At 64.7% G+C, this 24,332-nt stretch carries 29 protein-coding genes and 2 pseudogenes; 18 read left to right on the forward strand and 13 right to left on the reverse strand.

Going from position 1 to position 24,332, the window contains the following annotated elements:
* The first annotated feature begins 3 nt into the window (after positions 1 to 3).
* From ACX5I4_RS03910 to ACX5I4_RS03920, 3 genes are read left to right on the forward strand one after another with little or no spacing between them, the layout of a single operon-like run.
* Positions 4 to 678 carry a response regulator transcription factor gene (locus ACX5I4_RS03910; protein ID WP_461835506.1) on the forward strand — a complete coding sequence of 225 codons (675 nt, stop codon included), beginning with the start codon at positions 4 to 6 and terminating at the stop codon, positions 676 to 678.
* Positions 671 to 1,276 (forward strand): sensor histidine kinase, encoded by a 606-nt coding sequence (locus ACX5I4_RS03915; RefSeq protein ID WP_461835507.1) that lies wholly within the window; start codon positions 671 to 673, stop codon positions 1,274 to 1,276. The genes ACX5I4_RS03910 and ACX5I4_RS03915 overlap by 8 nt, the downstream gene beginning before the upstream one ends.
* Positions 1,273 to 1,722: a sensor histidine kinase gene (locus ACX5I4_RS03920; protein ID WP_461835508.1), complete on the forward strand. Its 450-nt coding sequence runs from the start codon at positions 1,273 to 1,275 to the stop codon at positions 1,720 to 1,722. The genes ACX5I4_RS03915 and ACX5I4_RS03920 overlap by 4 nt, the downstream gene beginning before the upstream one ends.
* A 38-nt stretch (positions 1,723 to 1,760) precedes the next feature.
* Here the strand turns inward: ACX5I4_RS03920 and ACX5I4_RS03925 are convergent, their stop codons facing one another.
* Positions 1,761 to 3,227, reverse strand: coding sequence for an HNH endonuclease (locus tag ACX5I4_RS03925; RefSeq protein WP_461835509.1), 1,467 nt, complete (start codon positions 3,225 to 3,227; stop codon positions 1,761 to 1,763).
* A gap of 183 nt (positions 3,228 to 3,410) precedes the next feature.
* Between ACX5I4_RS03925 and ACX5I4_RS03930 the strand changes: the two genes are divergently transcribed.
* Positions 3,411 to 4,685 (forward strand): MFS transporter, encoded by a 1,275-nt coding sequence (locus ACX5I4_RS03930; protein ID WP_461838639.1) that lies wholly within the window; start codon positions 3,411 to 3,413, stop codon positions 4,683 to 4,685.
* A gap of 17 nt (positions 4,686 to 4,702) precedes the next feature.
* Here ACX5I4_RS03930 and ACX5I4_RS03935 read toward each other — a convergent pair whose 3' ends face one another.
* On the reverse strand, positions 4,703 to 5,275 hold the full coding sequence (locus ACX5I4_RS03935) for an MOSC domain-containing protein (protein WP_461835510.1): 573 nt from the start codon (positions 5,273 to 5,275) through the stop codon (positions 4,703 to 4,705).
* 188 nt (positions 5,276 to 5,463) lie between these two features.
* Here ACX5I4_RS03935 and ACX5I4_RS03940 point away from each other — a divergent pair, with 188 nt between their 5' ends.
* Positions 5,464 to 6,693, forward strand: coding sequence for a S53 family peptidase (locus tag ACX5I4_RS03940; RefSeq protein ID WP_461835511.1), 1,230 nt, complete (start codon positions 5,464 to 5,466; stop codon positions 6,691 to 6,693).
* 100 nt (positions 6,694 to 6,793) lie between these two features.
* Here the strand turns inward: ACX5I4_RS03940 and ACX5I4_RS03945 are convergent, their stop codons facing one another.
* The 9 genes and pseudogenes from ACX5I4_RS03945 to ACX5I4_RS03985 all read right to left on the reverse strand — a co-directional run bounded on the left by ACX5I4_RS03945 (position 6,794) and on the right by ACX5I4_RS03985 (position 14,206).
* On the reverse strand, positions 6,794 to 7,399 hold the full coding sequence (locus ACX5I4_RS03945) for a TOBE domain-containing protein (protein WP_461838640.1): 606 nt from the start codon (positions 7,397 to 7,399) through the stop codon (positions 6,794 to 6,796).
* A gap of 39 nt (positions 7,400 to 7,438) precedes the next feature.
* A pseudogene (locus ACX5I4_RS03950) lies at positions 7,439 to 7,947 on the reverse strand (ATP-binding cassette domain-containing protein); the annotation flags it as partial.
* The gene (locus tag ACX5I4_RS03955; RefSeq protein WP_461835512.1) at positions 7,944 to 9,545 is read right to left on the reverse strand and encodes an ABC transporter permease; all 1,602 of its coding nucleotides are present in this window, start codon (positions 9,543 to 9,545) and stop codon (positions 7,944 to 7,946) included. The gene ACX5I4_RS03955 and the pseudogene ACX5I4_RS03950, both read right to left, overlap by 4 nt.
* 4 nt (positions 9,546 to 9,549) lie before the next feature.
* Entirely contained in the window at positions 9,550 to 10,608 is a 1,059-nt protein-coding gene (locus tag ACX5I4_RS03960; protein ID WP_461835513.1) for an iron ABC transporter substrate-binding protein, read from the reverse strand.
* A 150-nt stretch (positions 10,609 to 10,758) separates the two neighbouring features.
* Positions 10,759 to 10,983 carry a hypothetical protein gene (locus tag ACX5I4_RS03965; protein WP_461835514.1) on the reverse strand — a complete coding sequence of 75 codons (225 nt, stop codon included), beginning with the start codon at positions 10,981 to 10,983 and terminating at the stop codon, positions 10,759 to 10,761.
* 441 nt (positions 10,984 to 11,424) lie between these two features.
* Positions 11,425 to 12,696 (reverse strand): annotated as a pseudogene (locus ACX5I4_RS03970) (NAD(P)-binding domain-containing protein); the annotation flags it as partial.
* A gap of 42 nt (positions 12,697 to 12,738) precedes the next feature.
* Complete coding sequence (locus tag ACX5I4_RS03975) at positions 12,739 to 13,161, reverse strand: arsenate reductase ArsC (protein WP_461835515.1); 423 nt, start codon at positions 13,159 to 13,161, stop codon at positions 12,739 to 12,741.
* Positions 13,158 to 13,859, reverse strand: a complete 702-nt coding sequence (locus ACX5I4_RS03980; protein ID WP_461835516.1) for an aquaporin — start codon at positions 13,857 to 13,859, stop codon at positions 13,158 to 13,160. Before ACX5I4_RS03980 ends, ACX5I4_RS03975 begins: the two co-directional genes overlap by 4 nt.
* The gene (locus tag ACX5I4_RS03985) at positions 13,856 to 14,206 is read right to left on the reverse strand and encodes an ArsR/SmtB family transcription factor (protein WP_461838641.1); all 351 of its coding nucleotides are present in this window, start codon (positions 14,204 to 14,206) and stop codon (positions 13,856 to 13,858) included. Before ACX5I4_RS03985 ends, ACX5I4_RS03980 begins: the two co-directional genes overlap by 4 nt.
* A gap of 78 nt (positions 14,207 to 14,284) precedes the next feature.
* Between ACX5I4_RS03985 and ACX5I4_RS03990 the strand changes: the two genes are divergently transcribed.
* Positions 14,285 to 15,034: an ABC transporter permease gene (locus ACX5I4_RS03990; RefSeq protein WP_461835517.1), complete on the forward strand. Its 750-nt coding sequence runs from the start codon at positions 14,285 to 14,287 to the stop codon at positions 15,032 to 15,034.
* Positions 15,035 to 15,041: 7 nt separating this feature from the next.
* Here the strand turns inward: ACX5I4_RS03990 and ACX5I4_RS03995 are convergent, their stop codons facing one another.
* Entirely contained in the window at positions 15,042 to 15,812 is a 771-nt protein-coding gene (locus ACX5I4_RS03995) for a cation diffusion facilitator family transporter (RefSeq protein ID WP_461835518.1), read from the reverse strand.
* On the reverse strand, positions 15,809 to 16,135 hold the full coding sequence (locus ACX5I4_RS04000) for an ArsR/SmtB family transcription factor (protein WP_461835519.1): 327 nt from the start codon (positions 16,133 to 16,135) through the stop codon (positions 15,809 to 15,811). The genes ACX5I4_RS03995 and ACX5I4_RS04000 overlap by 4 nt, the downstream gene beginning before the upstream one ends.
* 137 nt (positions 16,136 to 16,272) lie before the next feature.
* Here ACX5I4_RS04000 and ACX5I4_RS04005 point away from each other — a divergent pair, with 137 nt between their 5' ends.
* From ACX5I4_RS04005 to ACX5I4_RS04060, 12 genes are all read left to right on the forward strand, one after another.
* Positions 16,273 to 16,527 (forward strand): flagellar FlbD family protein, encoded by a 255-nt coding sequence (locus ACX5I4_RS04005; protein ID WP_269994903.1) that lies wholly within the window; start codon positions 16,273 to 16,275, stop codon positions 16,525 to 16,527.
* 3 nt (positions 16,528 to 16,530) lie between these two features.
* A complete protein-coding gene (locus ACX5I4_RS04010; protein ID WP_461835520.1) occupies positions 16,531 to 17,358 on the forward strand; it encodes a motility protein A in 828 nt (275 codons plus the stop codon).
* Complete coding sequence (locus tag ACX5I4_RS04015) at positions 17,355 to 18,149, forward strand: OmpA/MotB family protein (protein ID WP_461835521.1); 795 nt, start codon at positions 17,355 to 17,357, stop codon at positions 18,147 to 18,149. The genes ACX5I4_RS04010 and ACX5I4_RS04015 overlap by 4 nt, the downstream gene beginning before the upstream one ends.
* Positions 18,150 to 18,220: 71 nt before the next feature.
* Complete coding sequence (locus ACX5I4_RS04020; RefSeq protein WP_461835522.1) at positions 18,221 to 18,712, forward strand: helix-turn-helix transcriptional regulator; 492 nt, start codon at positions 18,221 to 18,223, stop codon at positions 18,710 to 18,712.
* Between the two features lie 10 nt (positions 18,713 to 18,722).
* Complete coding sequence (locus ACX5I4_RS04025) at positions 18,723 to 19,133, forward strand: VOC family protein (protein WP_078106415.1); 411 nt, start codon at positions 18,723 to 18,725, stop codon at positions 19,131 to 19,133.
* Between the two features lie 77 nt (positions 19,134 to 19,210).
* Entirely contained in the window at positions 19,211 to 20,107 is an 897-nt protein-coding gene (locus ACX5I4_RS04030) for a flagellar motor switch protein FliM (RefSeq protein ID WP_461835523.1), read from the forward strand.
* Entirely contained in the window at positions 20,104 to 20,835 is a 732-nt protein-coding gene (fliN, locus tag ACX5I4_RS04035; protein ID WP_461835524.1) for a flagellar motor switch protein FliN, read from the forward strand. The genes ACX5I4_RS04030 and fliN overlap by 4 nt, the downstream gene beginning before the upstream one ends.
* Positions 20,836 to 21,309: a flagellar biosynthetic protein FliO gene (fliO, locus tag ACX5I4_RS04040; RefSeq protein ID WP_461835525.1), complete on the forward strand. Its 474-nt coding sequence runs from the start codon at positions 20,836 to 20,838 to the stop codon at positions 21,307 to 21,309.
* 41 nt (positions 21,310 to 21,350) lie between these two features.
* A complete protein-coding gene (gene fliP, locus ACX5I4_RS04045; protein WP_461835526.1) occupies positions 21,351 to 22,160 on the forward strand; it encodes a flagellar type III secretion system pore protein FliP in 810 nt (269 codons plus the stop codon).
* Positions 22,160 to 22,435: a flagellar biosynthesis protein FliQ gene (gene fliQ, locus ACX5I4_RS04050; protein ID WP_184737924.1), complete on the forward strand. Its 276-nt coding sequence runs from the start codon at positions 22,160 to 22,162 to the stop codon at positions 22,433 to 22,435. The genes fliP and fliQ overlap by 1 nt, the downstream gene beginning before the upstream one ends.
* A 1-nt stretch (position 22,436) precedes the next feature.
* Positions 22,437 to 23,195: a flagellar biosynthetic protein FliR gene (locus ACX5I4_RS04055; protein ID WP_461835527.1), complete on the forward strand. Its 759-nt coding sequence runs from the start codon at positions 22,437 to 22,439 to the stop codon at positions 23,193 to 23,195.
* Positions 23,195 to 24,310 carry an EscU/YscU/HrcU family type III secretion system export apparatus switch protein gene (locus ACX5I4_RS04060; RefSeq protein WP_461835528.1) on the forward strand — a complete coding sequence of 372 codons (1,116 nt, stop codon included), beginning with the start codon at positions 23,195 to 23,197 and terminating at the stop codon, positions 24,308 to 24,310. The genes ACX5I4_RS04055 and ACX5I4_RS04060 overlap by 1 nt, the downstream gene beginning before the upstream one ends.
* Positions 24,311 to 24,332 lie beyond the last annotated feature (22 nt).

Raw genomic sequence — 24,332 nt, forward strand, 5'->3', positions numbered from 1 at the left:
AGCATGACAACAGCTGAGCGGCCGTCCCTCCTCCTGGTCGAAGACGACGCCGCCCTGGGGCCGCTCATCAGCGAACTCCTGGAGCCGGACTTCTCCGTCCGCTTGGCTGTCAATGGACACGACGGCCTCCACCTCGGCTTGACCCAGAGTTGGGACGTGATGGTCATTGACCGGGGGCTGCCCGTCATGGACGGCATTGCCTTGATCAAAGCGCTTCGGTCCAAGGGAATTGCCACCCCGATCCTCATCCTGACGGCGCTCGGTGCCACCGATGAGAAGATCCGGGGCCTCGACGCCGGGGCGAACGACTACATGGGCAAACCGTTCGACGCTATGGAGCTCGCCGCTCGCTTGCGAGCCCTCACCCGGACGTACGCCCTGCCGCCCACGACTCTGGGAATCGGTGACTGGGAGCTCGACGCCGGTGCCCGTTCCATCCGCTCCGTGTACGGTGCCGTGGTCACCCTGACGGCGAAGGAAGCCGGGCTCCTCGAGACTCTGGCCGGCGAACCTGAGCGGGTCTTCACCCGCGAAAACCTCATCAACACTCTGTTCCACCCCACGGACCAACCGGGCGTGATCGACACCTACGTCCACCACCTGCGCCGCAAGATCTCCAAGTCCGTGATCCGGACAGTCCACGGCCTCGGATACCAGATTGGCAGCCCCCATGACTGAAAACCCGGACCAGGCGACTCTCCGCAAAGCCTCCCTGAAGATCGCAGTGCGGATCACCGCGGCCTGCGCGGTCCTGGTGCTGTGCCTTCTGGCGGCCGCCGCGATCTACCTTTTCAACCGGCCGCTCCAGCCAGGACTGCCCGGATCTGGCGAAACCGACTCCGTCTATGCCTACCTGGACACCAAGGACCTCCTGAAGGCCATGATCATCGCGGGTGTCGCGGGCATCCTCTTTGCCGGAGGCATTGGCTGGCTCAGCGCGCGGAGTGCCATCAGGCCACTGGGCGAGGCGCTCGCATTGCAGCGACGGTTCGTTCAGGACGCCAGCCACGAATTGCGCACACCCCTGGCCATCCTCGATGCACGCGTCCAGCTCGCCCAACGCGATGCTGCCCCGGACTCAAAAACCGGGCAGGCACTCGCACGCATCCGCAGCGACACCGCGACCCTCACCGGCATCGTCAACGAATTGCTCGTGGCAGCCACCGGCTCGCCTTCGGACGCCGCGTCAGAGCCAATCGATCTCGCCAAAGTCGCGGGCGCCGTCGTCGAGAGCTTGAAGCAGCTCGCGGGGAGAAAGACGTCCGCGTTGCCTTGACGGAAAAGGACCGCCCCTTCGCACTCATTGACGGCAATGGATTCCGCCGCGCCCTCCTTGCACTGGCCGATAACGCGCTGGCACACACCCCTGCCGGCGGCCACATCGAAATCACGACGGCGGTGCTCGGCAGCCGTGCAGTAGTCACCGTCTCGGATTCCGGGGCCGGGATCAAGGGAGTGGACCAGGCGAGGATTTTTGACCGCTTCGTGAGGACACACAGCCCGGAAAGCCAGAACCAGAAAGGCCAGAACCCGGAAAGGGCAGTGGGCCAGCGCAGTTTCGGAATCGGCTTGGCGTTGGTCCGTGAAATCATCACCGGGGCAGGCGGCACGGTGGGGGTCGAACGCAGCGGTCCGCGGGGAACCATCATGAAGATCACGCTGCCACTTGCTCCGAATAACCCCGACCCGAAGGGCGGAGGCCCCGGAAACGCGTCGAGCTAGGCCGCTGAAGCTCCGCGGTGCATCATGCAGGAGTGCAACTAGGCAGCTTGCAGTTTGGCGGCTTGTAGTTCGGTGACACCGGCGTATTTGAGCGCTTTGGCTTGGTGCCGTAGCTTGCGTCGGTGGCGCCTGGAATGTGGTGCCGCAGAACCGGGTGGGTCCCCGTTCACGCGTGTTCCGGGCAGGGGCGGGGCTGTTGAGCGGTAGTGGTGTCCGGTGGGGGTTCGGATGTCGAGGACGTGCCGTGTCCCGGGGCCGGTTGTTGCTGATCCGGTTTGTGCTGTCCAGCCGTTGAGTTCTTTGGTGTGGTTGCAGGCTTCGCATAGGCCTGCCCCGTTGGCCAGGCTGGTGGTGCCGCCGTCGTGCCAGGGGATGATGTGGTCGAAATGCCTGATGGGCGCGTCGCAGTAGGGGGTGCGGCAGGTGTCGTCCCGGGCCTGGATGAAGCGCCGCAGTCCGGGCCGGTAAAGCCGGGCCCGGGAATCGACGCCGACAAGCTCACCCGTTCCGGGAGCGGTGAAGAGGCGCCGGAGCCAGGCTTTGAGTTCTTGACCGCCCTCAGGCTTCCCGGCCGTGAGCATGGTCCGTGCCCAGCCGGCGGGGACGATGCCATAGCCGGGCAGGCGTGCCGGTTCGCTGTCGCCCTGGAAGAGCGTCCTGTCGGTCATGACGAGCTGTACCTCCACCCCGGAAATCCCCGCAGGGGTGCCGGTGGTGCGCTCGACGAGGGTGTCGGCCATGACCTGTCCGCGGGTGCGGGCGTCCCCGGCGTTGCGGAGGGCGTCGGCGTGCCGGGACAGGGCCGCGTGCACGGCCACGCCCTGGGCGACGGGAAGCAGGGCGGTCAGGTACGTCATCGCGTCCGGCGCCGGGCGCAGGCTCACGCACCGTTCCTCGGCGGCACGGGCAGCGCGCTGCGTGACCGAGCGCGGGTCCCGCCGGTACGCCGCGGTCCGGACCGCCGCGATGATCGTCTTGTCCCCGGCGCCGTCGAAGGTTCCGGTGTCGGCGGCCAGTTCCTCATCCACCGCGCAGCGGTCTTCGGCGGACAGGCAGGCAGTTTCCTTCACCAGCAAGGTGGCGCGCCATTCGTTCAGCTGCCCGGCGTCCAAGGCGGCGAGGGTGTGCGGCATTTCGGTGACAAGGGCTTTGGCGAGTCCGTGGAGCCGGGATCCGCGGGCGGGGGACTCCCGCCGGGCCAAGGCCACCTGCGCTCCGACGCCGCGTCCCCGTTCCTCGGCCGGGACGCCCGCAGCCGCGTCGGCGCTGCGTTGGGCGGCATCGAACGCGACGGCAATCCGGGCCTGCGCAGCCGCGGCCGCGGACTTCAGATTCTCCAGGGCACGCAACTGGTTTATCAACTCGGCGCTGTCGGAGCCTAGCCGGAGCGAGCTCACGGCGCCGAGGAGTTCCTCTATTTGGACGCCCGGCACGGCAGCCTCCGGACCCGCGCCTCCGGAAGGCGCGCCGGATCCGATCAGCTGTGTTCCCCGGTTCCCGGCCATAACCAAAGCATTCCAGAGGGGTGCGACATTAATGCGTCGAAGACACCTGCCCCGCCGAAAAACCCGGAAAATCGGCCAAACATTTTCTAGAGCGGTCCCGTCCCGTCCGCTCTAGCGTGTGCAGCCGAAGGGGACGAGAATGGGCTCGTGGTTCCCCCTCGTCAAGGCGGGGCCGTCGTCCCGATGAACCCCGCCGCCCGAAAGATCCAAAGTGTCTATCTCACGTTGACCCTCGGCAATACCCTTGCGGCCTCGTTCATCTGGGGGATCAACACCCTCTTCCTTTTGGATGCCGGACTCAGCAACCTCGAGGCCTTCGCGGCGAACGCCTTCTTCACGGCCGGAATGGTGGTGTTCGAGGTGCCCACGGGGGTGGTGGCCGACGGTTGGGGGCGCCGCGTCTCGTTCCTGCTCGGCACCGTGACACTGGCCGGGTCCACCTACCTCTACTATCTGCTCTGGCAGCTTTCCGCCCCTTTCTTGTGGTGGGCGGTGGTGTCGGTATTGCTCGGACTGGGCTTCACCTTCTTCTCGGGTGCGGTGGAGGCATGGCTCGTCGATGCGTTGCGCTTCACCGGGTATGAAGGCGGACTCGAAACGGTGCTCGGGCGCGGACAGATGGTGTCCGGCGTCGCCATGCTAGTGGGCTCCGTGGCCGGTGGGGTGATCGCGCAGGTCACTAATCTGGGAGTGCCGTTCCTGGTGCGCGTGGGCGTGCTAGTGGCCATGTTCGTGGTGGCCTTCTTGCTCATGCGCGACGTCGGCTTCACCCCCGAACGCTCCACCCATCCACTCCAGGCGACCCGCGCCGTCCTTGACGCCTCGATCGAGAACGGTTTGAAAAATCCGCCCGTGCGGTACGTGATGCTGGCAGCGCCGTTCAGCGCCGGCGTCGGGATCTATGTGTTCTACGCCCTGCAGCCGTTTCTGCTTCAGCTCTTCGGAGACCCACACGCGTACTCCGTGGCGGGTCTGGCAGCGGCGATCGTGGCAGGAGCCCAGGTGCTCGGCGGGTGGATTGCACCTCGCGTCCGGCGCCTCGTTCGCAAACGCACCACGGTGTTGATCCTGAGTAGCGTGGTGGGTGCCTTGATTCTGGTGGTGCTCGGGATCACCCATGTGTTCTGGGTGGCCCTGGTGCTCTTGACGCTCTGGGCCGTGGTCGAATCGGCGGGCACCCCCGTGCGGCAGGCGTATGTGAACGACATGATCCCCTCGAAGCAACGGGCAACAGTGCTCAGCTTCGACTCACTCATGGGATCAAGCGGTGGCGTGGTGGTGCAACCGCTGCTCGGCCGGGCTGCCGATGTGTACGGCTACTCCATTTCGTTGGCGATAAGCGGGGTGATCGAGTTGATCGCAGTGCCATTCCTGGTGGCGAGCCGTCGGCGCGGCTCCCTGGCCGATCAGGCCAACGCCTCCACCGCGACATCCGACGCAGAACCCCAACAGCTATAACCCCAACAGCCATAGGCCTACGGCAGCCGTGAAGCTCGGAGGAGGACGGCCTGGCCGGCCTTTTCGGGTTCAAGCGGTACCGGGCTAATTAACACAGCTGGGCCACGATGCAATGCGCCATCCGACAGCGGTTGGCAGCGCAGGCCCCCGCGTCCGCGCATAGCGGCATGGGCACCCGGAGCCAGGACCTCGTCCATCCAGGCGCAAGGGTGGGCAGGCCTCCCCGCCCGCAGTCGCACGAGGCCACCACGGGATTCCAAACCGAACTCTTCGCCTAGTAGCGGGGCCAAGTGGGCGCCCCTGAGGACCACATTGCGCCGCGTGAGGAGCGGGTCGAAGGGTGCGACGCCGAGCTCCGCAGCCATGGCTTCCAGGGCTTCGATGGCGATCAGGGTGACTGCGGCATCCATGTGCGCGGCCTTGCCGAAAAACCGGTCACCGACGATGCCCTTGCCATTTACGACGTCCACCTGCTCGGCATCCGTGGTGGGTACGTCAGCGGCACCATCGCGTGCACGGCCGAAATAGGCGTGCCCCGGTGACACGAGCAGATGAAGGACCTCCACGTCGTACCTGTAGCTTGCCGTCATGCCATAACGGTATCCCCGTCGCGGGTCAGTAGCGCCCCGACCGTCGCTCTCAGCCCGATCCGCGGAGGCTCATGAAACCGCGGGGGCGGATGTGACGTGGGTGACAAGTGTGGTGTTTGGTGCAAAGCTTGTCGCGCCGTGTTGACTGTCTTGTCAATGCGGATCCTATTGATCCTCAGGGAGGTTTCGTGAAGAAGATTCTTAGCGTTTCCGGGGCTTTATTGCTGTTGCTGAGCGCACTCTCAACGGCGGCACCGGCGGCAGTTGCCCAACCCTCTCCGCACGCCAATTGGCACGCGGAGCGGGTGTGCCCCGATGTCCCTGCCGGCAATGCGTCGTGTTTTGCCCTCAAGTACGTCGATGATTCACCAGGCTCGGCCACAGCGCTGCCGTTTGGCGGACAAGTCGCGCCCGCTTCGAGCACGCCGCCCTCCACCGCTAAGACCCCTGCGGATATCCAGAGCGCCTACAACATCGCAGGGCTCAAGTCCGGCGGCCGGACCGTGGCAATCGTGGACGCCTACGGCTATCCGAACCTGGAACGGGATCTCGGCGTTTACCGTTCTCAGTTCGGCCTCCCGGCATGCACGGTCAACAACGGCTGTCTCACCATCATGAACCAGAACGGAGGGAGCAAGCTTCCCCGGTTCAATTCCGGTTGGGCCGATGAAACCGCCCTCGACGTCGACGCAGTCTCCTCGGCATGCCCGGACTGCAAGATCCTCGTGGTGCAGGCGACCACAGCCAGCATCACCAATCTTGGTACGGCCGTGGCAACGGCGGCCAAACAGCCAGGGGTCGTCGCGATTTCCAACAGCTACGGCGGTGGGGATTCTGCCGACTCCCGCTACGGCGTGTACTACAACCATCCTGGCATCGCCGTAACGGCATCCACCGGTGACAACGGGTACACCGGCTCGTCCTACCCCGCCTCCTCGAGTTATGTCACAGCGGTGGGCGGCACGTCGTTGGTCAAGGACAGCAGTACCCGTGGGTGGGGCGAGTCGGCTTGGTCCGGCTCGGGATCCGGGTGCTCAAGCGTCAATGCCGCGTTGCCGGCCGCTGCCACCTTTGGCACGGGGTGCAGTAAGCGTGCTTCAGCAGACCTGGCCGCCGTCGCAGATCCACAGACCGGATTGGCGGTGTACGCACCGAGCAGCAGCTCCACGTCATCGTGGGCACAGTACGGGGGAACGAGCTTGTCTTCACCCCTGATCGCCGCGATGTACGCGCTTTCCGGGAACTCCGGGAACACCACGACCCTGGCCAACTCCCTCCCTTACGCTAACGCCGACAAATTCAACGATGTCGCCTCGGGCTCCACGGGCAGCTGCCCCACGAGTCAATGGTGCGTAGCCGGCACTGGATGGGACGGGCCTACGGGCGTCGGCACTCCGAACGGGGTGGCGGGACTCTAATGCACGCAGTGACTGCCAAGGGTGGCCGGCCGTCCATGACGGCCGGCCACCCTTGGCAGTATCAGCTTTAGTGCCTGAGGCCCACTCAGGGACTACCACCCTATTCCTCCACCGGGAATGCCACGCCTTCGCCCACCACGCGGAGGCAGAGTTCCGTGCCGGGCTTGGTGATGGAAGCGTTCCAGTGGCGGATAGTGATGATCTCGCCGCCACCCGGGTAGGCCAAGGAAGCGCCAGACGCCGCCACGCGCGGTGCGAGCTTGATCCGGACGGTGGTCTCCGGTCCGAAATAGTCGGTATCCACCACGACGCCACGGATGGGGCCGTCAGGGGCAATCCGGATCTGTTCCGGACGAAGCATCAATTGCACCAGGCCTTGGGCCGGGGGACGTCGCACGGGAATTCCGCCCAGCGAACACGTGGCCAGGGAGCCCTCCATCCAAGCGTTCAGGATGACGGCGTCGCCAAGGAACTCGGCCGTCGCGCGGTCCGCGGGACGGGTGTACACCACGAACGGATTGCCGATCTGCGCCAGCTTCCCGCCCCGCATGATGGCCACCTGGTCCGCAAAGGAGAGGGCCTCGGCTTGATCGTGGGTTACCAGGATGGTGGTGACCCCTGCTTCGTTCAAGACCTTGGCCACAGCGCGCCGGGTGGCAACGCGGAGGCCGGCGTCGAGGGCGGAGAAGGGCTCATCGAGCAGCATCAGCTCCGGTTCACGGGCAAGGGCGCGGGCAAGTGCCACCCGCTGCTGCTGGCCCCCGGAGAGCTGGTGGGGCCTCCTCTTGGCCATGTCCGCATCGAGGGAAACCATCTCGAGCAGCTCCTGGACGCGCGTCTTCACGGCGCGGCGACCGCCGTCGAGCGCTGACTTATCCAGCCCGAACGCGATGTTCTGCCCCACCGTAAGGTGGGGAAGAGCGCGCCGTCCTGGGCAACATAGCCAACGTGGCGCTTGTGTGCCGGCAACCAGACGCCGTTCCCGGCCACCTTGGTGCCGTTGAGGCTGATGGAGCCGGTAGCCGGGTGTTCAAAGCCGGCGATCAAGCGCAGCAGGGTGGTCTTGCCGGATCCGGATGGACCGACGATAGCGGTGGTCCCGCCCTTGGCCACGGAGAGGTTCACGCCCTTCAGCACAGCCTGGGAACCGAAGTTCTTGGTGACCTCGGCGATGTCCAGATGCGTGTTGGTGGTGGGGGCCACCGAAGCCGCCACGCGGGGTGACGGAAGCCTTGAGGGGGATTGTTCGGTCACTGTCCGGCTACTTTCTTGGACTGTTGGAAAAGCAAGTACGTCATGGGGGCAGACAACAGGATCATGAGCAGGGCATACGGCGCCGCGCCCGAATAGTCGATCTCGCTGCTCTTGCTCCAAAACTCGGTGGCCAGGGTGTGCGTGCCATTGGGGGATAGCAGCAGCGTTGCCGTGAGCTCATTGACGATGGCAAGGAACACTAGCGCGGCTCCGCCGGCAGCGGCCGGAGCGGTGAGCCGCAGGGTCACTTTCAAGAAGGACACCAGGGGAGTCTTGCCGAGCGACTGCGCGGCTTCATCGAGTTCCTTGGGTGCTTGGGCAAGGCCGGAGCGGATGTTGACCAGGGCGCGCGGCAGGAACAGCAACACATAGGCAGCAATCAGGACCCCGGAGGTCTGGTAGATTCCCGGGACCATGCGGATGCTCACGGTCACGAATGCGAGGCCCACTACAATGCCGGGCAGGGAGCTGGTGACGTAGTTGGAGAGCTCCAGCATCTTGCTGAACCAGCTGGGGTGCCGCACGGCCAGATACGCCATGGGGAAGCCGACGACGATAGTCGCCGCGGCGCCAACGGTGCCATAAGCGAGGGTCTGGAGCAGCGCCGGAAGGAACTCGTCGGCGGACCAGACTCGGGCGCCTCCCGCAATCACCCAGCGCAAGACAAACCAGATCGGCAATCCGAAGGCCAACACAGTGAGGGCCAGCAGCGCGATCTGGGAGGGAACCTGGAAGTGGCGCAGCGGCAACCGGATCGGCTTGGCTTGGGCGCCGGAACCCACGCGGGCGTAGCGCGCGGTTCCGCGGCTCCTGACTTCCACCAGGAGCAGGATGAGGCAGAAGAACACCAGGACGCTTGCCAACATGTTCCCGGCCGTGCCGTTGAACGTGGACTGGAACTGGGTCATGATCGCCGTGGTGAACGTGTCGAAGCGGATCATCGCGAACGCACCGTACTCGGCCAGCAGGTGCAGGGACACGAGGAGCCCGCCACCTGTCATCGCGATCCGCAGTTGCGGCAAGACAACCCGGAAAAAGACGGCCCACGGCCCCAAACCAAGAGACGCCGCGGACTGCTCAATGGCCGGGTCAAGGCGTCCCAGCGTTGCCGCCGCAGGGATATAGACAAGGGGGAAGTAAGACAGCGTGGCAATGAGTACGCCGGACCAGATGCCCTCAAGGGATGGGACTGCGGATACCCACGAATAGCTGTTAACGAAGGCCGGAACGGCCAGCGGGGCGGCCAGTGCCACGGCCCACCAGCGATGTCCCCGCAGTTTGGTGCGTTCCACGAGCCACGCGCCGCCCACTCCCAACACCAGGCAAATGGGGACGGTGAAGACCACGAGCATGACGGTGTTCAGGAGCAGCTCGCCGACGCGCGGCCGGAAGATGAGCCCGACGGCGGTGCTCCAGCCGGTCGCAGCCGTCATGTAAGCGACGTACCCCAGCGGGATGAGCGAGAACAGTGCGATCAGCACCGCCAGCAGGGATATTGCGGAAACGCCGAAAGGCGGGCGGGGGCGCTTGCCCCTACCCGCCGTCGTCGTGCTCTCCGAATTCTTTGGAAGTACGGGAGCCGATAGATCAGTGGTCACAGAATTACAGCAGTCCTGCCTTGGTCATCAGGTCGGTGACCTTTGCGGAGTTCAACTTGGCCGGGTCCACGGTGGGAGCCTGAAGATCCTTGATGGGAACGAGTTTAGCGTTGGAGTCCACCTTGGAAGCGATCGCGTACTCGAAGGACGTGCCGTTCTTGAGGACTTCCTGGCCCTGTTTCCCGGTGATGAACTTGATGAACGCCTGTGCAGCTGCGGAGTTCTTGGAAGACTTCAGTACGCCGCCGCCGGAGACCGACACGAAGGCGCCCGGGTCCTGGTTCTTGAAGAAGTACGGGGTGACGTTCTTGGAGTTCTCGCCGGTCTTGGCCTGGTCGCCGTAGTAGTAGTAGTGGTAGATCAGCGCGGCGTCGACTTCGCCGGCGTTGACAGCCTTCATGGCGGTGCTGTTGCCCTTGTACGCCTTGAAGTTGTCCTTCACGCCCTTGAGCCACTCAGTGGTGGCAGCTTCGCCCTTGAGTTCAAGCAGCGCGGAAACGATCGCCTGGAAGTCAGCGCCGGTGGGCGACGCTGCCCACTTGCCCTTCCACTCCGGCTTGGCCAGATCCAACATGGACTTGGGCAGCTTGTCGTCGCTGATCTTCTTCTTGTCGTACACCAGAACGGTGGAGCGTGCGGCGATGCCGGTCCACTTGTTCGTGGAAGGACGGTACTCAGCCGGGACCTGGTCCACGGTGGCCTTGTCGATGTCGGCGAAGAGGCCGGCATTCTCAACCTGGGCCATGGCGGGGGAGTTCTCCGTGAGGAAAACGTCGGCCGGGGACGCCGCGCCTTCCTGGACGATCTGGTTGGAGAGCTCGGTGTCGGAGCCCTGGCGGATGGTGACCTTGACGCCGGTCTCCTTGGTGAACGCGTCCACCCATTCCTTGGTCAGGGTGTCGTGCTGGGCGTTGTAGACAGTGATTTCGCCGGCCACTTTAGCGTCAGCGGAAGCGGAGCCGGTGGCTGCGGGGGATGCGGCGCCGTTGCCGCAGGCGGCCAGGCTGAGGGCTGCGGTGGCGGCGAGTGCGATGCCGGCCAGCGCATTTGCGCGAATCTTCATGAGGGCTTCTTTCTGCGAGCAAATCCTAGGGAGCCCGGGGAAGGAAGTGCGGGCTCACAGCTTGAAACTTTAGGTTAGCCATACCTAAATTTCCATCCAGATTGCCGGATCGTGACGGGAATCACATGTATTACGCAAGGTTTACGTGACCTAATGTCCAAGTTCCAGTGCCGGACCCACTGGGCCGTGTGTTCCCGAAGTCAGGATGACGATCATGTATCCGAAGACCATGTGGAAAAGCAGTTCCTCGTTGGTCCAGCGGGTTCCGTTGCTCTTGCGCCGTAGGTCCGAGGTCGTAGCGTTCTCCAGCCAGCGGGTCAGCTCCCGGCAAGCACGGTTGTATCCGGCGATTGTTGCTTCCCGGTCCGGATCCACGGCGCCTCCTGGCGGTGCTTAGGCCCTTTGGCTGACTGTTGGAACTGATGTCCGGATTACGTGCCGCAGGGACTCCAAGGCTGGCTGGCCGGAGAGTCCTGCCGGTGTCGGGTAGACCCGGCAGGCCACCGCCGGTTCGGCGTTGGATGGGAACAAGTCTGTTCCATTGATGCTGAAGGTAGGCGAGCCGTGGAAGGACAGCGCCAGGGCTTCGTCCTCGGTGCTGATCTCCCGGACCGTGAATGGATCTTTGATTCCTTCCAGATCCAGGGCGGTGCGGAAAAGCTCCCCTGCCGAACCCGCATGGGGGCATCCGGGGATGGTCAACAATTCAAGGTCCATGGCTCCAGTGTCCCCGCAATCGACGACGGAAGAAACGACCGCGGTCTCCTTCTCGGCGAGTTCGGTGTAGAGCTGCTGGACACGGGCCTTGATGTCCGTGGCGGGTGCGGCGCAGCTGGTGCCGGCATCCGTGGAGCAGACTCCGGTCTCGGGCAGTTCGAGCTGGACGGTGTCGGCCGCGGCCTGGTCACCGGCGAGGGCGGCGGCAACGGAGCGGACTTGTTCGTAACCGGTGGCCAGCAGGAAGGTCGGGGCCCGGCCGTAGGACTTCATGCCGACAATGTAGAAGTCCTTCTCCGGGTGGGCGAGCAGCTTCGCGCCGTGCGGGGGCACGGTGCCGCAGGAATGGAATTCGGGGTCGATGAGCGGACCCAATTCGACCGGTGCTTCGACCGCGGGGTCCAGATTGAGGCGGAGCTCGCGCAGGATGCCCAGGTCCGGGCGGAAACCGGTGCAGGGAACGACGACGTCGGCCTCGAGGGTACGGCCGTTGACGGCTTCGACGTTCACGCCGGAGTCCAGGGATTTCAGGGCCGCGATGCCGAATCCGGAATGCAGTTCGATTCTTCCCGCCTCAACCAGGCGGCGCAGCCTTCCGCCAAGCTGGCCTCGCGCGGGCAGCCCATCGGCGTCCTCGCCGCCATAGGCCTTTTCCGCGGAAGCACCGCGCACGGCCCACATGATCCGGGTTCCGGGTTCGTCTTTGGCCAGCTCCGTCAGGTTGATCAAGGTGTTCGCTGCCGAGTGACCGGCCCCAACTACCAGGACACGGCGTCCGGCGAAGGAGGCACGGTCCCGTCCGGTGACGTCGGGCAGGGGCGAGGAGATCCGGTCGCCGGCGGTGTCTTCGCCGATGGCGGGAAGTCCGGAGGTGCCCAGCGGGTTGCGGGCGGACCAGGTGCCGGAAGCGTCGATGACGGCTGCCACGGTGTGGTCCCGGACCTCTCCGGCTCCGTGCTCGACGCGGACCACGAACGGGGTGGTGTCGCGGTCCCGGACGTGGGTTTTGTCCAGGCCAGCTCGGGTGATCGCTATGACGCGGGCACCGGTCTGGAGGCGGGAGCTGATGGCCGGGAGGGCGGCCAGGGGTGCCAGGTACTCCTCGATGAGTTCCCCACCGTAGGGCAGTGCAGTCAGGCGCGGGGTCTCCCAACCGGAAGCCTCAAGCAGACGGACGGCGGCGGCGTCGAGGTTGAACCGCCAGGGTGAGAACAGGCGGATGTGCCGCCATTGTTCGATCGCCGCGCCCGCCGTCGGGCCTACTTCGAAGATGACAGGTTCCAGGCCGCGTTCGAGGAGGTGTGCGGCGGCGGCCAAGCCGATCGGTCCGGCGCCGATCACCGCAATGGGAAGTTTCTTCGTTGAATCCATGCTGTCCTCTGTTTTGTCCGTAGGTCTCACCGCAGTCCGGCGCTACTTGGCGGCCGGCGTGAGGGATTCGATCAGGTCCTCGATGCGGGACTTGATCTCGTCGCGGATGGGACGGACGGCGTCGATGCCCTGGCCGGCAGGGTCTTCCAGGACCCAGTCCTCATAGCGTTTGCCGGGGAAATACGGGCATTCGTCGCCGCAGCCCATGGTGATCACGACGTCGGATTCCTTCACGGCCTCTGTGGTGAGGACTTTGGGGATTTCGGTGGACATGTCAATGCCGAGTTCGGCCATGGCTTCGACGGCGGCGGGGTTGACCTTGTCCGCGGGCTGGGACCCGGCGGAGCGGACTTCGATGCCGCCCTTGGACAGGGTGGTGAGGAAGGCGGCAGCCATTTGGGAACGCCCGGCGTTGTGGACACAGACGAAGAGGACGGAGGGTTTCTTGACGGTTTCGGTGCTCATGAAAGGACCTTTCGATCGGCCGCGACTACGGCTTGGGCGGGAACGGTTGGGTAGAGGGCACGGATCAGGAGGAATCCGACGGCCCCGCCCAATAGTTGGGCGATCATGAACGCCGGTACGGAGGCCGGAGCGATGCCGGCGAAGGTGTCGGTGATGGTCCGGGCAACGGTCACGGCGGGGTTGGCGAAACTGGTGGAACTGGTGAACCAGTAGGCGGCCGTGATGTAGCCGCCGACGGCGAATGCCACCCTTTCGGTGCGGCCGGAGCGGATAGCGCCGAAGATGACCAGGATCAGCCCGATCGTGGCAATGATCTCGCCGAGCCACAGCCCCGTCCCGGCGCGTTCGTGCGAGGACAGGGTCGCGGCGTCGAGACCGAACATCAGGTTAGCGAGTACTGCTCCCGCCAGGCCGCCGGCGAACTGGGCGGCGATCAGGCCCACGGCGGTGGGTGTGTCCACCATCCCAAGGGCCCGTTCGACCAGGGTGACCACGGGATTGAAGGATGCCGAGACCGGCTGCAAGGCCAGGATCAGTGCTACCAGAGCGGCGCCCGTGGCGATGCTGTTCTGCAGAAGCTGCAGTCCGAGGTCGTTCGGGGACAGGCGCGAGGCCATGATGCCGGACCCAACCACGGCCATGACCAGGAAAGCCGCGCCCGCGAACTCCGCCAGCACCCTCCGTCTCAGCACGCTCATCGGCTCTGACCCCCGATGAGGGCGGCAAGGTTCTCCAGGGCATCGGTGCGCGCACGGTAGTAGACCCACACGCCGCGCTTTTGGCGCTCCAACAGTCCCGCCTCGTGCAGGACTTTCAGGTGGTGGCTGATGGTCGGTTGGGACAGCTCAAAGGCGTCGTTCAGATCGCATACGCAGGCTTCGCCGCCCTCGTGGGACGCCACAAGGGACATCAGCCGCAGCCGCACCGGATCGCCCAGCGCCTTCAGCAGTGGCGCGATACCTTCCGCTTCCGATTCCAAGAGCGGTTCCCTGGAAAGGGGTGAACAACAAGCCACCGTCTGGACGGGCGTTAACTCCAAGGACATAGACACATGTATATATTTACACTTGTCGATATTGCTGGCAAGGCAGGATTGTCTCGCGGCAGTCGATAAGCTGGCTCCATGCCCGGACTCGCTGAATTCACGCCGACATTCCTCGGCGTCGGCGTCTTGATGGCAGTCACGTTGGCTCTGCTCTTGGCGTTCCGCACCCCGCATCCCTTCGCACCCGCACTCGCCATCCTCCGCGGGGCCGTCCAACTCGCTGCGATCAGTTTCGTTCTGGGTGGCGTGATCACCAGTCCGCTGTGGGTCGCCGTCGCGCTTCTTGTCATGTTCGCAGTGGCCGCGACGAGCGCCACCCGGCGCATCGGCTGGAGCCTGCCGCATTTGGGCTTGGTCGGCGGCTCGATGGCGGGAGGCATAGCAATAACCCTCGCCGTCATTTTCGCCACGGGTGCCATTGCATTCACCCCCCGCTATGTGCTCGCGATTGGCGGGATCGTCATTGGCAACGGAATGACCATCGCCGTCCTGGCTGGCCGGCGCTTCAAGGAATCGGTCTATGAGCATTGGGAAGAGGTGGAAGGCTGGCTCGCACTAGGCGCCACTCCGAGGCAGGCAACCCTGGATCTTGCCCGGCGCACGGTCTACTCGGCCTTGATTCCGTCCACCGATCAAACGAAGACGACGGGACTCGTCACGTTGCCCGGTGCGTTCGTGGGGGCAATCTTTGGCGGGGTCTCTCCGCTTGAAGCGGGGCGCTTCCAGATTGTGGTGCTCGCGGCAATCATGGCGGCCGGTTCCATGACGGCCGTGATGATCATCGGAATTCTCGCGCCAGTCCGCGTGCGTCCGGCGACGCTCCGCTGACGCCCGGCTAGCGGGCGGTTTCCGGCTTGTCGGTTTGGTGAGCCTGAGAAGCCGCTCGAACGGAAAGAATGACGGGTTCAGGCTCGGTTCCGGATCCGCACTCAGTGCAGCAGACGCCGTCGGCCCCGGATCCTTGCACTGCATTAACCTCCGGCACAGTGCAGCAGACGTCTCCGCGCCAAGCGTTCACGCCCTCCCGGGCTGCGATTACTGCGATCACCAGCGCAGCGCCCGCGTCCGCCCACCACCAGCCCAGCAAGCTGTTCAGGACAAGGCCCCCGAGCAGGACAGCTGAGAGGTAGGTGCACAGGAGGGTCTGCTTGGAGTCGGCGACGGCGGTCCTGGAGTTAAGCTCCCGGCCTGCCCGCCGCTGAGCCCATGACAGGACAGGCATGATGACCAGGCTCAGGCCGGCGACGATGATCCCGGGTGTGGAGTGCCGGGCTTCACCCGCGCCAGTCAGGGAGCGTGCCGCCTCGACTGACACAAATGCTGCGAGGGCGAAGAAGGATATGGCGATGATTCTCAGGGTCAGGTGTTCCCGCCGTTCCGGGTCCTTCGCCGAGAACTGCCAGGAAAGCGCCAGCGCAGAGGCGACCTCGATCACCGAGTCCAGCCCAAAGCCGATGAGCGCCGAGGAACCGGCGACACCACCTGCCCAGAGCGCCACGACAGCTTCAATGACGTTGTATGTGATGGTGGCCGCGGCGAAAAGCTGGATCCTCCGGTTCAGGACAGCCTTGCGCTCCGGCGTGGGAACGTATGAGTGAACGGTCATGCCAGGCACTGACCGTCTGGGGCGCAGCAAGACGGGTCGACAGCGAGTACCACGCCGATCAGATCCTTAATCGCGTGGCCCAGGCGCTGGTCTGCCAACTCATAGCGGCTACGCCGCCCGTCCGGAACGGCGACAACGAGGCCGCAGCCTCGCAGGCAGGTCAGGTGATTGGACATGCTCTGCCTTGAGACGCCCAGGGACTCGGCGAGATCGGACGGGTAAGCGGATGCTTCCGTCAAAGCCAGAAGGATGCGCGCCCGGGTCGGATCCGAGACCGCGTACCCAAAGCGTGCCAGCACGGGCGCGTGAGTCAGGGTCTTCATGCCCTCAAAGTACAGCGTCCGATGTATTCACGCAATTCTGTATGGACAATACAGGCTAACGCAAGCCCGTCTCCGGCCGACAGTAGGAACTGAACCGCCCTCCTACAAGTGCCTCCCTAGCTAAAGCAGAAACGCCCATGATCGTTGTCACCCGCCTGAACGGCACCCGCTTTGCCGTGAATCCGGACATCATTGAACGGATTCACGAAAGCCCGGACACCCATCTGGTGACGCTCGACGGCGCTACGTACGTTGTGCGGGAAAGCCTCGCGGAGGTCGTGGAACTGATTGCGAACTACCGGGCCTACATTCTTCGGCGGGCACAGGATCTCCCCACCGTGACGGGCTATCCCTTGAGCCTCGTGCGGACGCCGGACCCGGACGGAAGGTAAGCGATGGATCCCTCAACAATCATTGGCCTGTTCCTGGCCTTCGGCTCAGTGGTCGCCATGGTGACCCTCGAAGATGCCAACCTCATGGCGCTCCTGCTTCCCGCGCCCATGGTCCTGGTTTTCGGCGCCACTTTGGCTGTAGGCCTGGCTGGGAACACTTTCCGCGACACCATCCGGGCGTTCAAGGACCTGCCCAAGGCATTCAAAGGGAAGACCGACAAGCCGCAGGACAGCATCGACCAGCTGATCGGATTTGCCGAGAAGGCCCGCAGCGAGGGGCTACTCGCCCTCGAAGAGGCGGCTGCCCAGGAGAAGGATCCATTCCTGGCCCGGGCTCTCCAGAACATCGCGGATGGCACCGATGCTGAGGAATTGCGCATCCTCATGGAAGACGAGATCGACACCAAGATGCGCAGCGACCACGTCTCTGCCAAGTTCTTCGCCAGCCTGGGCGGCTATGCACCCACCATCGGCATCATTGGCACGGTGGTGTCGCTGACCCACGTCCTTGAGAACCTTTCCTCGCCTGACCATCTGGGACCCATGATTGCCTCGGCATTCGTGGCTACCCTGTGGGGCTTGCTCTCCGCGAACTTCATCTGGCTGCCGTTCAGCTCGCGGCTCAAGCGCCTGTCCGAGTTGGAAATCGAACGCATGACCCTCCTGATGGAGGGCATGCTGGCGGTGCAGAACGGAACCCAACCGCTGCTGCTCGCCGAGCGGCTCCGTGCCATGGTCCCCGCCGACAGGCTCGGCAAAGAGAAATCCGCAAAGAAGAGCAACGACGACGAAGGCCGTCCCGGCAAGTTCGCTTCGTCCAAGGCCGCATGAGGTCCCGGCGCCGCCGCGGCTCACCTCCGGCGGAGGAGCATGTCGACGAACGCTGGATGGCTTCCTATATGGACATGGTCACCGTGCTGATGTGCATGTTCATCGTCCTGTTCGCCATGTCCACGGTTGACCAGGCCAAATTCGATAAGCTCCGCAATTCGCTCGCGACGGGCTTCGGCACTGTGGCCAGCCAGAAGGTGGACACGGCCACGGGCACCGTGGTTCCGCCGGAGTTCACCCACGCCGACGCCCAAGGATTCTCTTCGCTTGACCTCGCGCTCAAGGAAGTGGACCGGCTCACCGCTTTGCGTGACGACATGAAGTCAAAGCTCGACGCCGCGGGGCTGGGGGCCAACGTGCAGTTCCAGATCGGCGAACGCGGACTCACCGTGAAACTCGTCGGATCACAGACCTTCTTCGAAGCCGACCGGCCGGAGCTCACAGCCCGCGCCAGCCAGGTCCTTGGCACTATTGCCCCCGCCATGGTCAGCGCCGGCCTTGAAGTCATGGTGGAAGGCCACGCCGCCAACGGAATCACCTCCTACCCCTCGACGTGGGAGCTCTCCTCCGCGCGTTCCGTCAACGTCCTCAGGTACCTCGTGGACCATGGAGGCATTCCAGCAGGCCACATCGGTGCGGTTGCGTTCGGCTCGGCCCGTCAGGTCAACGACGACTCCACCGAGGCGCTGATGGAGCTCAACCGCCGCGTCGACGTCGTCGTACTCTCGGACAAACCCGAAGTGGTCCGCGCCCTGATCCCCGAGGCACTCAAGGCGAGGGCCGGCCAGTAGGGGCGCGCGGCCGGTGCGGGACGGCGTCGGGCTCCGTGGAAAAGCCCAGCGTGCCGAGGTACGCTCGTGGCATGACCCCGGAGGATCTTGCCAGGCTCACGTACTTGCGCCGGGCCCGTGACCTGATCGACCGCGAGTACGCAAAGCCCCTCGACGTGCCGACCATGGCCAGCCATGCCTTCATGTCCCCGGCACACTTCTCCCGGCAGTTCCGCGCCGCCTATGGCGAGACCCCCTACAACTACCTCATGACCCGCCGGATCGAGCGAGCGATGGCGCTCCTGCGCGGCGGAATGAGCGTCACCGACGCCTGCATGGAGGTCGGTTGTACGTCACTTGGCTCTTTCAGTTCGAGATTCACCGAGCTCGTCGGGGTACCACCCAGCACGTATCGCACCCGCGAGCACTTGGCCGTGGCCGCCATGCCCGCCTGCGTGGCGAAGATTCGCACGCGGCCCCGCCGGGACGAACAGCCCCGCCGGGACGAACAGCCCGCCCGGCAGGAATCCGGCCGGAAGGAAGAGAGCAGGATTCAAGAAGCGCTCGTTGTTGCCGCGGACTAGCGTCATTGCCATGACTATTTCACTTCAGTACTCACACATCACCGTCAACGATCCCGACGAAGCGCTCACCTTCTACCGGGATGCCCTCGGACTCGAGGTGCTCAACGACGTCGCACAAGGCGGATTCCGCTGGGTCACGCTCGGCAGCACGGACCAGCCGGGTGTCGAAATCGTTCTTTCCGAACCGCATGCGGGCCGCTCCAAGGCCGACGGCGATTCCCTCCAGGAGCTGCTCACCAAGGGAGTCCTGGGGCCCATCGTCTTCCGCTCCGATGACGTCGATACGCTCTTCGAGAAGGTCCGCGCGTCCGGCGCAGAGGTCATGCAGGAACCCATCGACCAGCCGTGGGGTCCCCGCGACTGCGCCTTCCGGGATCCTTCGGGCAACATGGTGAGGATTTCGCAGGCACCGGCCGCCTAGGGCGACAGCCCGCGCCCACGAACCCGCCCAATAATTAGTCCCTTACGCCTGCCCTTTCATTGCCGATAGTGGCAACCGTGAGTGAACAGGAAGATCAATCGGCGGGACGGCAGCGGACCGTGGACGTCTATGACTTCCGCAGGCCCACCACCTTGCCGCGCCAGCACAGCCGCGTCCTGGAAGTTGCTTTCGAGACTTTTGCCCGGCAATGGGGCACCCAGCTCACGGCAAAGGTCCGCGTGAAATCCACCGCGACCCTGGAACAGCTCATCATGCAGAGCTATGACGAGTACGCGGCTTCCCTGCCTTCCGTCACAGCGATGGTGCTGTGCCGTATCGAGGGCAGCGAGTCGCGCCTCGTCATGCAGTTTCCCGCCACGGCGGCACTTTCCTGGGTGACCCGCATGTTGGGCGGAGGCACCGAGACGGCCGTCCCGGATCGAAAATTCACCCAGATCGAGCAGGCGCTCATCAGCCGCATGGTGGAAGACGGACTGGAGGACCTCAGCTATTCACTTGGCGCCCTTTTGACTACGCCGGTGCGCATGGACGTCATCCAGTACAACTCCCAATTCGCCCAGGCAGCGGCTCCGGCGGAGCTGATGATCGTGGCCTCATTCACCGTTAAAGTGGGCGAAAGCCTCGCCGCAGCTAGTCTCGCGATTCCCGCCGATGTCCTCCTTTCCGGACTCGGCGACGTGAATCCCACTGTCCACAGCCGCGACGCCGAGGCGTTGGTCCGCGCCCAGGTCACCCAAGTGCCGGTTGACATTGCTGTCCAGTTGAGCCCCACTCCGGTGACTCCTGCGCATATCCTGGGCCTCGCCGTCGGGGACGTCATTCCGCTTCCGCACCTGGAGAACCGGCCGTTCGACGTCGCCATCAACGGCACCCGGCTGGCCACTGCCGCCCCCGCCCGCAACGGCTCACGTGCAGCCGCCGTCATCGTCACAATCGAGGAGAACCAGCGATGAGCATCACCCTGACCTTGCACGAGTCGGCAGCGGAACGACTGGCCGCCCAGCTGCCGACTCCTGCCGCGCTGCACGTCTCCGGCATCGTCCCGTCGCAGGCCGCCGCGCCGTACGCACCACTCGCGATCACGGCCACCTTCGTAGGCGCCGTGACCGCTGACTTCGCGCTCATCCTCGTGGACCGTTCCTTCCTCGCCGCGGCAGGCGGCGGGTTGGGCGGCGTCGTCTCCGCCGTCGACGTCCTGCGTCCCGCGATGGAACACGCAGCCGAGGCGTTCGACGCCGGAGTGCTGGGGGAGTTGCGCGAGGAAGATGCCGCCGGGCTCGTCTCGGACTCCCAAACTGCCGTTTTTGAACTGCGTCAGTCCGTAGCGGGCGACAGCGGGCAGACGTTCGGCTGGCTCGCCGTCCGGGTCCGCGAACACGGAACCGTGCAGGACATTCCGGCCGCACGTGCCGCCCAGGCCGGTACCGTTTCTTCCCGTCTCGGGCTGATCAGCAACGTCGAAATGGCCCTCACAGTGGAGATCGGCCGCACCCGCATGTCCGTGCGCGACGCCCTCGCCCTGGAACCTGGCAAAGTGATCGAACTGGACCGCTCGGCCGGCGCACCCGCGGATGTCCTGCTCAATGGCCGATTGATCGCCCACGGCGAAGTTGTCGTCGTGGACCAGGATTACGCTGTGCGGATCACCCGCATCCTCGACGTCGCCGAGGGAATCTACTAGATGGATTCGCTCATCCTCGGGCTACGCGTGCTCGTGGCCCTGGGTGCGGTGCTGGGCCTCATATGGTTCCTCCAACGCCGCCTTCTCAAGGGCAAAGGCAAAGGCCGACGCCGGGCCAACACCACCCTGACGGTGGTCAGCCGGCAGACCGTCGGCCAAAAGGCCTCCGTGGTGGTGGTCGACGCCGGGGACAAACGGTTCCTTTTGGGCGTCACCGAGCATGCCATTAATGTCCTGCACACCAGCGACGTCCCCGTCGAGCTTCCGGAAACCACGAGCTTCGCCGACATCTTCCGCGATGCTGGCGGCGCGCAGCTTGCGGACACCGAATTTGTCGACAAGGGACTCAGGCGTCGCAGTGAGATCCACCGCCGCAGCGAGCTGGACAAGCAAGCACAACCCCTGCACGGATCCATCCTTGCCGGTTCAACCTGGCGGCAGGCCGCCGAGGCCATCAGGGGACGCCGGAATTGATCCTGACTTTCGGGACTGTCGATGGCCGCCGCATGGCCAAAATGTTGTTCGCAGTACTCTGTGTGCTGCTGCTGACGGCCCTGTTCCTGTGGCTGGGCATGTCCGCCGGGCACTCAGCACCAATCACCCCGACGCCACCCACCGCGCCCGCGGTGCCCACGGCTCCGGCCCAGCCGTCCGGCGGCAACGTCAGCATCGACATCAACGGACTGGACGGTAAACCTTCCACCGCCGTGGTGACGCTAATCGGGATCACGCTGCTCTCCGTTGCCCCGGCCCTGCTGCTGATGATGACCTCGTTCACCAAGATCTTCGTGGTGCTGGCCATGACCCGCAATGCCTTGTCCTTGCCATCCATCCCGCCCAATCAGGTCCTGGCCGGCTTGGCGCTTTTCCTGTCCCTGTTTGTCATGTGGCCCGTGCTGTCTGAGATCAACAACGTCGGCATCCAGCCCTACCTCAACGGGACGTTGGACTTCAACGGCGCCGTTTCTGCCGGGTCCGCACCGCTTCAGCACTTCATGGTGGCCCACACCCGGCAGGAAGACATTGCCCTGATGACCCGGGCGGCAAAATTGGCCAATCCTGCCAACCCGGAATCCGTCCCGTTGCAAACCCTTATCCCGGCGTTCATGATCTCCGAGCTCCGCGCCGCGTTCATCATCGGCTTCGTCATCTTCATTCCGTTCCTCGTGATCGACCTGGTGGTCTCGGCAGCGCTGATGTCAATGGGCATGATGATGCTTCCGCCGGTGATGATCTCGCTACCCTTCAAGATCCTGCTGTTCATCCTGGTGGACGGCTGGGGACTGGTCATCACCGCCCTGATCCAGAGCTATTCGAGCGGCTGATGGATACCAACGCAGTCCTGGACATCTGCCTCCAGGCCATGATCGTGGCCGCGAAACTTGCGGCCCCAGCCCTGGTTACCGCGCTGGTGGTGGGACTGGCCATTTCCCTCTTGCAGTCCATCACCCAGCTACAGGAAGCCACCCTGTCCTTCGTGCCTAAGGCCGTGGCTGTGGCCGTGGCCCTGGTGGTGTGCGGGCATTGGATGATCACGGAGATGGTCTCCTTCACCAACGAGCTCTTCGCCCGGATCCCCGGGCTGATCGGGGGAGCGTGAAGTGGAGCTCCCCATCACCCAATCCGGGCTGGAGGTCCTCCTGCTGGCCTCCATCCGGATGACGGCTTTCCTCCTGGTGGCTCCTCCCTTCTCCCACCACGCCATACCCGCGCGCATCAAGGCCATGCTGGGCCTCGGCCTGGGCCTGGCCGTGTACCAGCGGCTCTCGGTGGGCTACACACCCAAGGACACCGCTGGATTCATCACCGGGGTGGTCCTGGAGCTCGCGACCGGGCTGGTCCTGGGCTTCCTCGTTTCCCTGGTTTTCGCGGCTATCCAGTCGGCAGGCAGCCTGCTGGACCTTTTCAGCGGCTTCCAGATGGCACAGGGCTTCGATCCGCAGATGATGGTCAATGGCGCCCAATTCACCAGGTTGATGCAGATGGCCGCGCTCGCACTGCTCTTTGCTTCCGACGGCTACCAATTGGTGATCGGCGGCCTGACCGGGAGTTTCGCCGCGTTGCCGCTCGCCGGCGGACTGGACCTGGCACAGCCTGTGCAAGCGATGGTCTCCGCCGTCACCGGAATGTTCCTTTCGGCGGTGCAAATCGCCGGGCCCCTGTTGGTGGTCCTGGTGCTCGCCGACATCGGACTGGGCCTCCTCACCCGCGTTGCCCCCGCCTTGAACGCCTTCGCCCTGGGCTTCCCGCTCAAGATCTTCATTACCCTGGCACTCGCCGGGTTCCTCTTCCTCGCCCTGCCACGGCTAGTGGCCATCCTCGCCGAACAAACGGCAAACACGCTGATGGGGGTGGGTTGATGTCGGATTCACAGGAAAAAACCGAGCAAGCCACTGACAAACGAATGCGGGAAGTCCGTTCAAAGGGGCAGCTTTCCCGCTCGCAGGACCTCACAGCCTGGCTCGCCGTCGGTTCCGCGGCGGCAATGATTCCATCGACTATTGAGCGGGCCTCCAACGCCGCTGCGGACCAGTTGTTCAGCGTCCGCAGCGTCATTGCCCACCCTGAGCCCGCCAAGGCCGTCGCAGCCCTTGAAGCCGGGTTCGGTTCCTTGGCCCAGGTGTTGGGGCCTTTGTTCGTGGTGGTCATGGTGGTGGTCCTGGCGGGATCAGCGCTGCAGGGCGGCATCCACTTCAAGAGGTTCCGGGCTGAGTTTGAACACTTCAACCTGATCAGCGGCGTCAAACGGATCTTCGGTGGGCAGGCACTGTGGGGCGGCCTCAAAGCACTCCTGAAGACCGCCGTCGTCGGGCTTGTCCTGTACGCGGTGGTGCAGGGCCTCATCCCGGTGCTGCTCACTGCCGGGGGCCTGCCGGTGTCTGGCGTCCTTTCCGCGGCGGCAGGCGGCATCGGTTCGCTGATCCAGTTCGCCGTGCTCGCTGGCCTGGTTCTGGCGGCGGTGGACATCTTTGTGGTCATGCGCCGCAACCGCAGGAAGACGCGCATGTCCAAGAAGGAAATCCAGGACGAAAACAAGAACAGCGACGGCGATCCCCTCATCAAGTCGCAGCGCCGCTCGCGCCAACTGACCATGAGCCGGAACCGCATGATCGGCGCCATCGCAGACGCCGACGTCGTTCTCGTCAACCCGACTCACGTCGCCGTCGCGCTGAAGTACGACGCCGGCAAAGCGGCACCGCGCGTTGTGGCCAAGGGAGCGGGGATCATCGCTGCCCGCATCAGGGAAGAGGCGGAGGCGAAATCGGTTCCGATGGTCCAGGACATTCCGCTGGCAAGGGCGCTGCATTCGGCCTGTGAGCTCGGCCAGGAAATCCCCGTGGAGCTGTACCGGGCCGTGGCGGGAGTCCTGGCGTTCGTGATGTCGCTCAAGGCCAGGGGAGCGGCACGCGGAATGCACCGTATGCCAGGCGTCGCCCATGCTTTGGCAAGGCCCCCGGCTGGAGCCTCCGCATGAGCCACAGCCTTCGAGCCAAGAC

Source organism: Arthrobacter sp. MMS24-S77, from assembly GCF_054888235.1.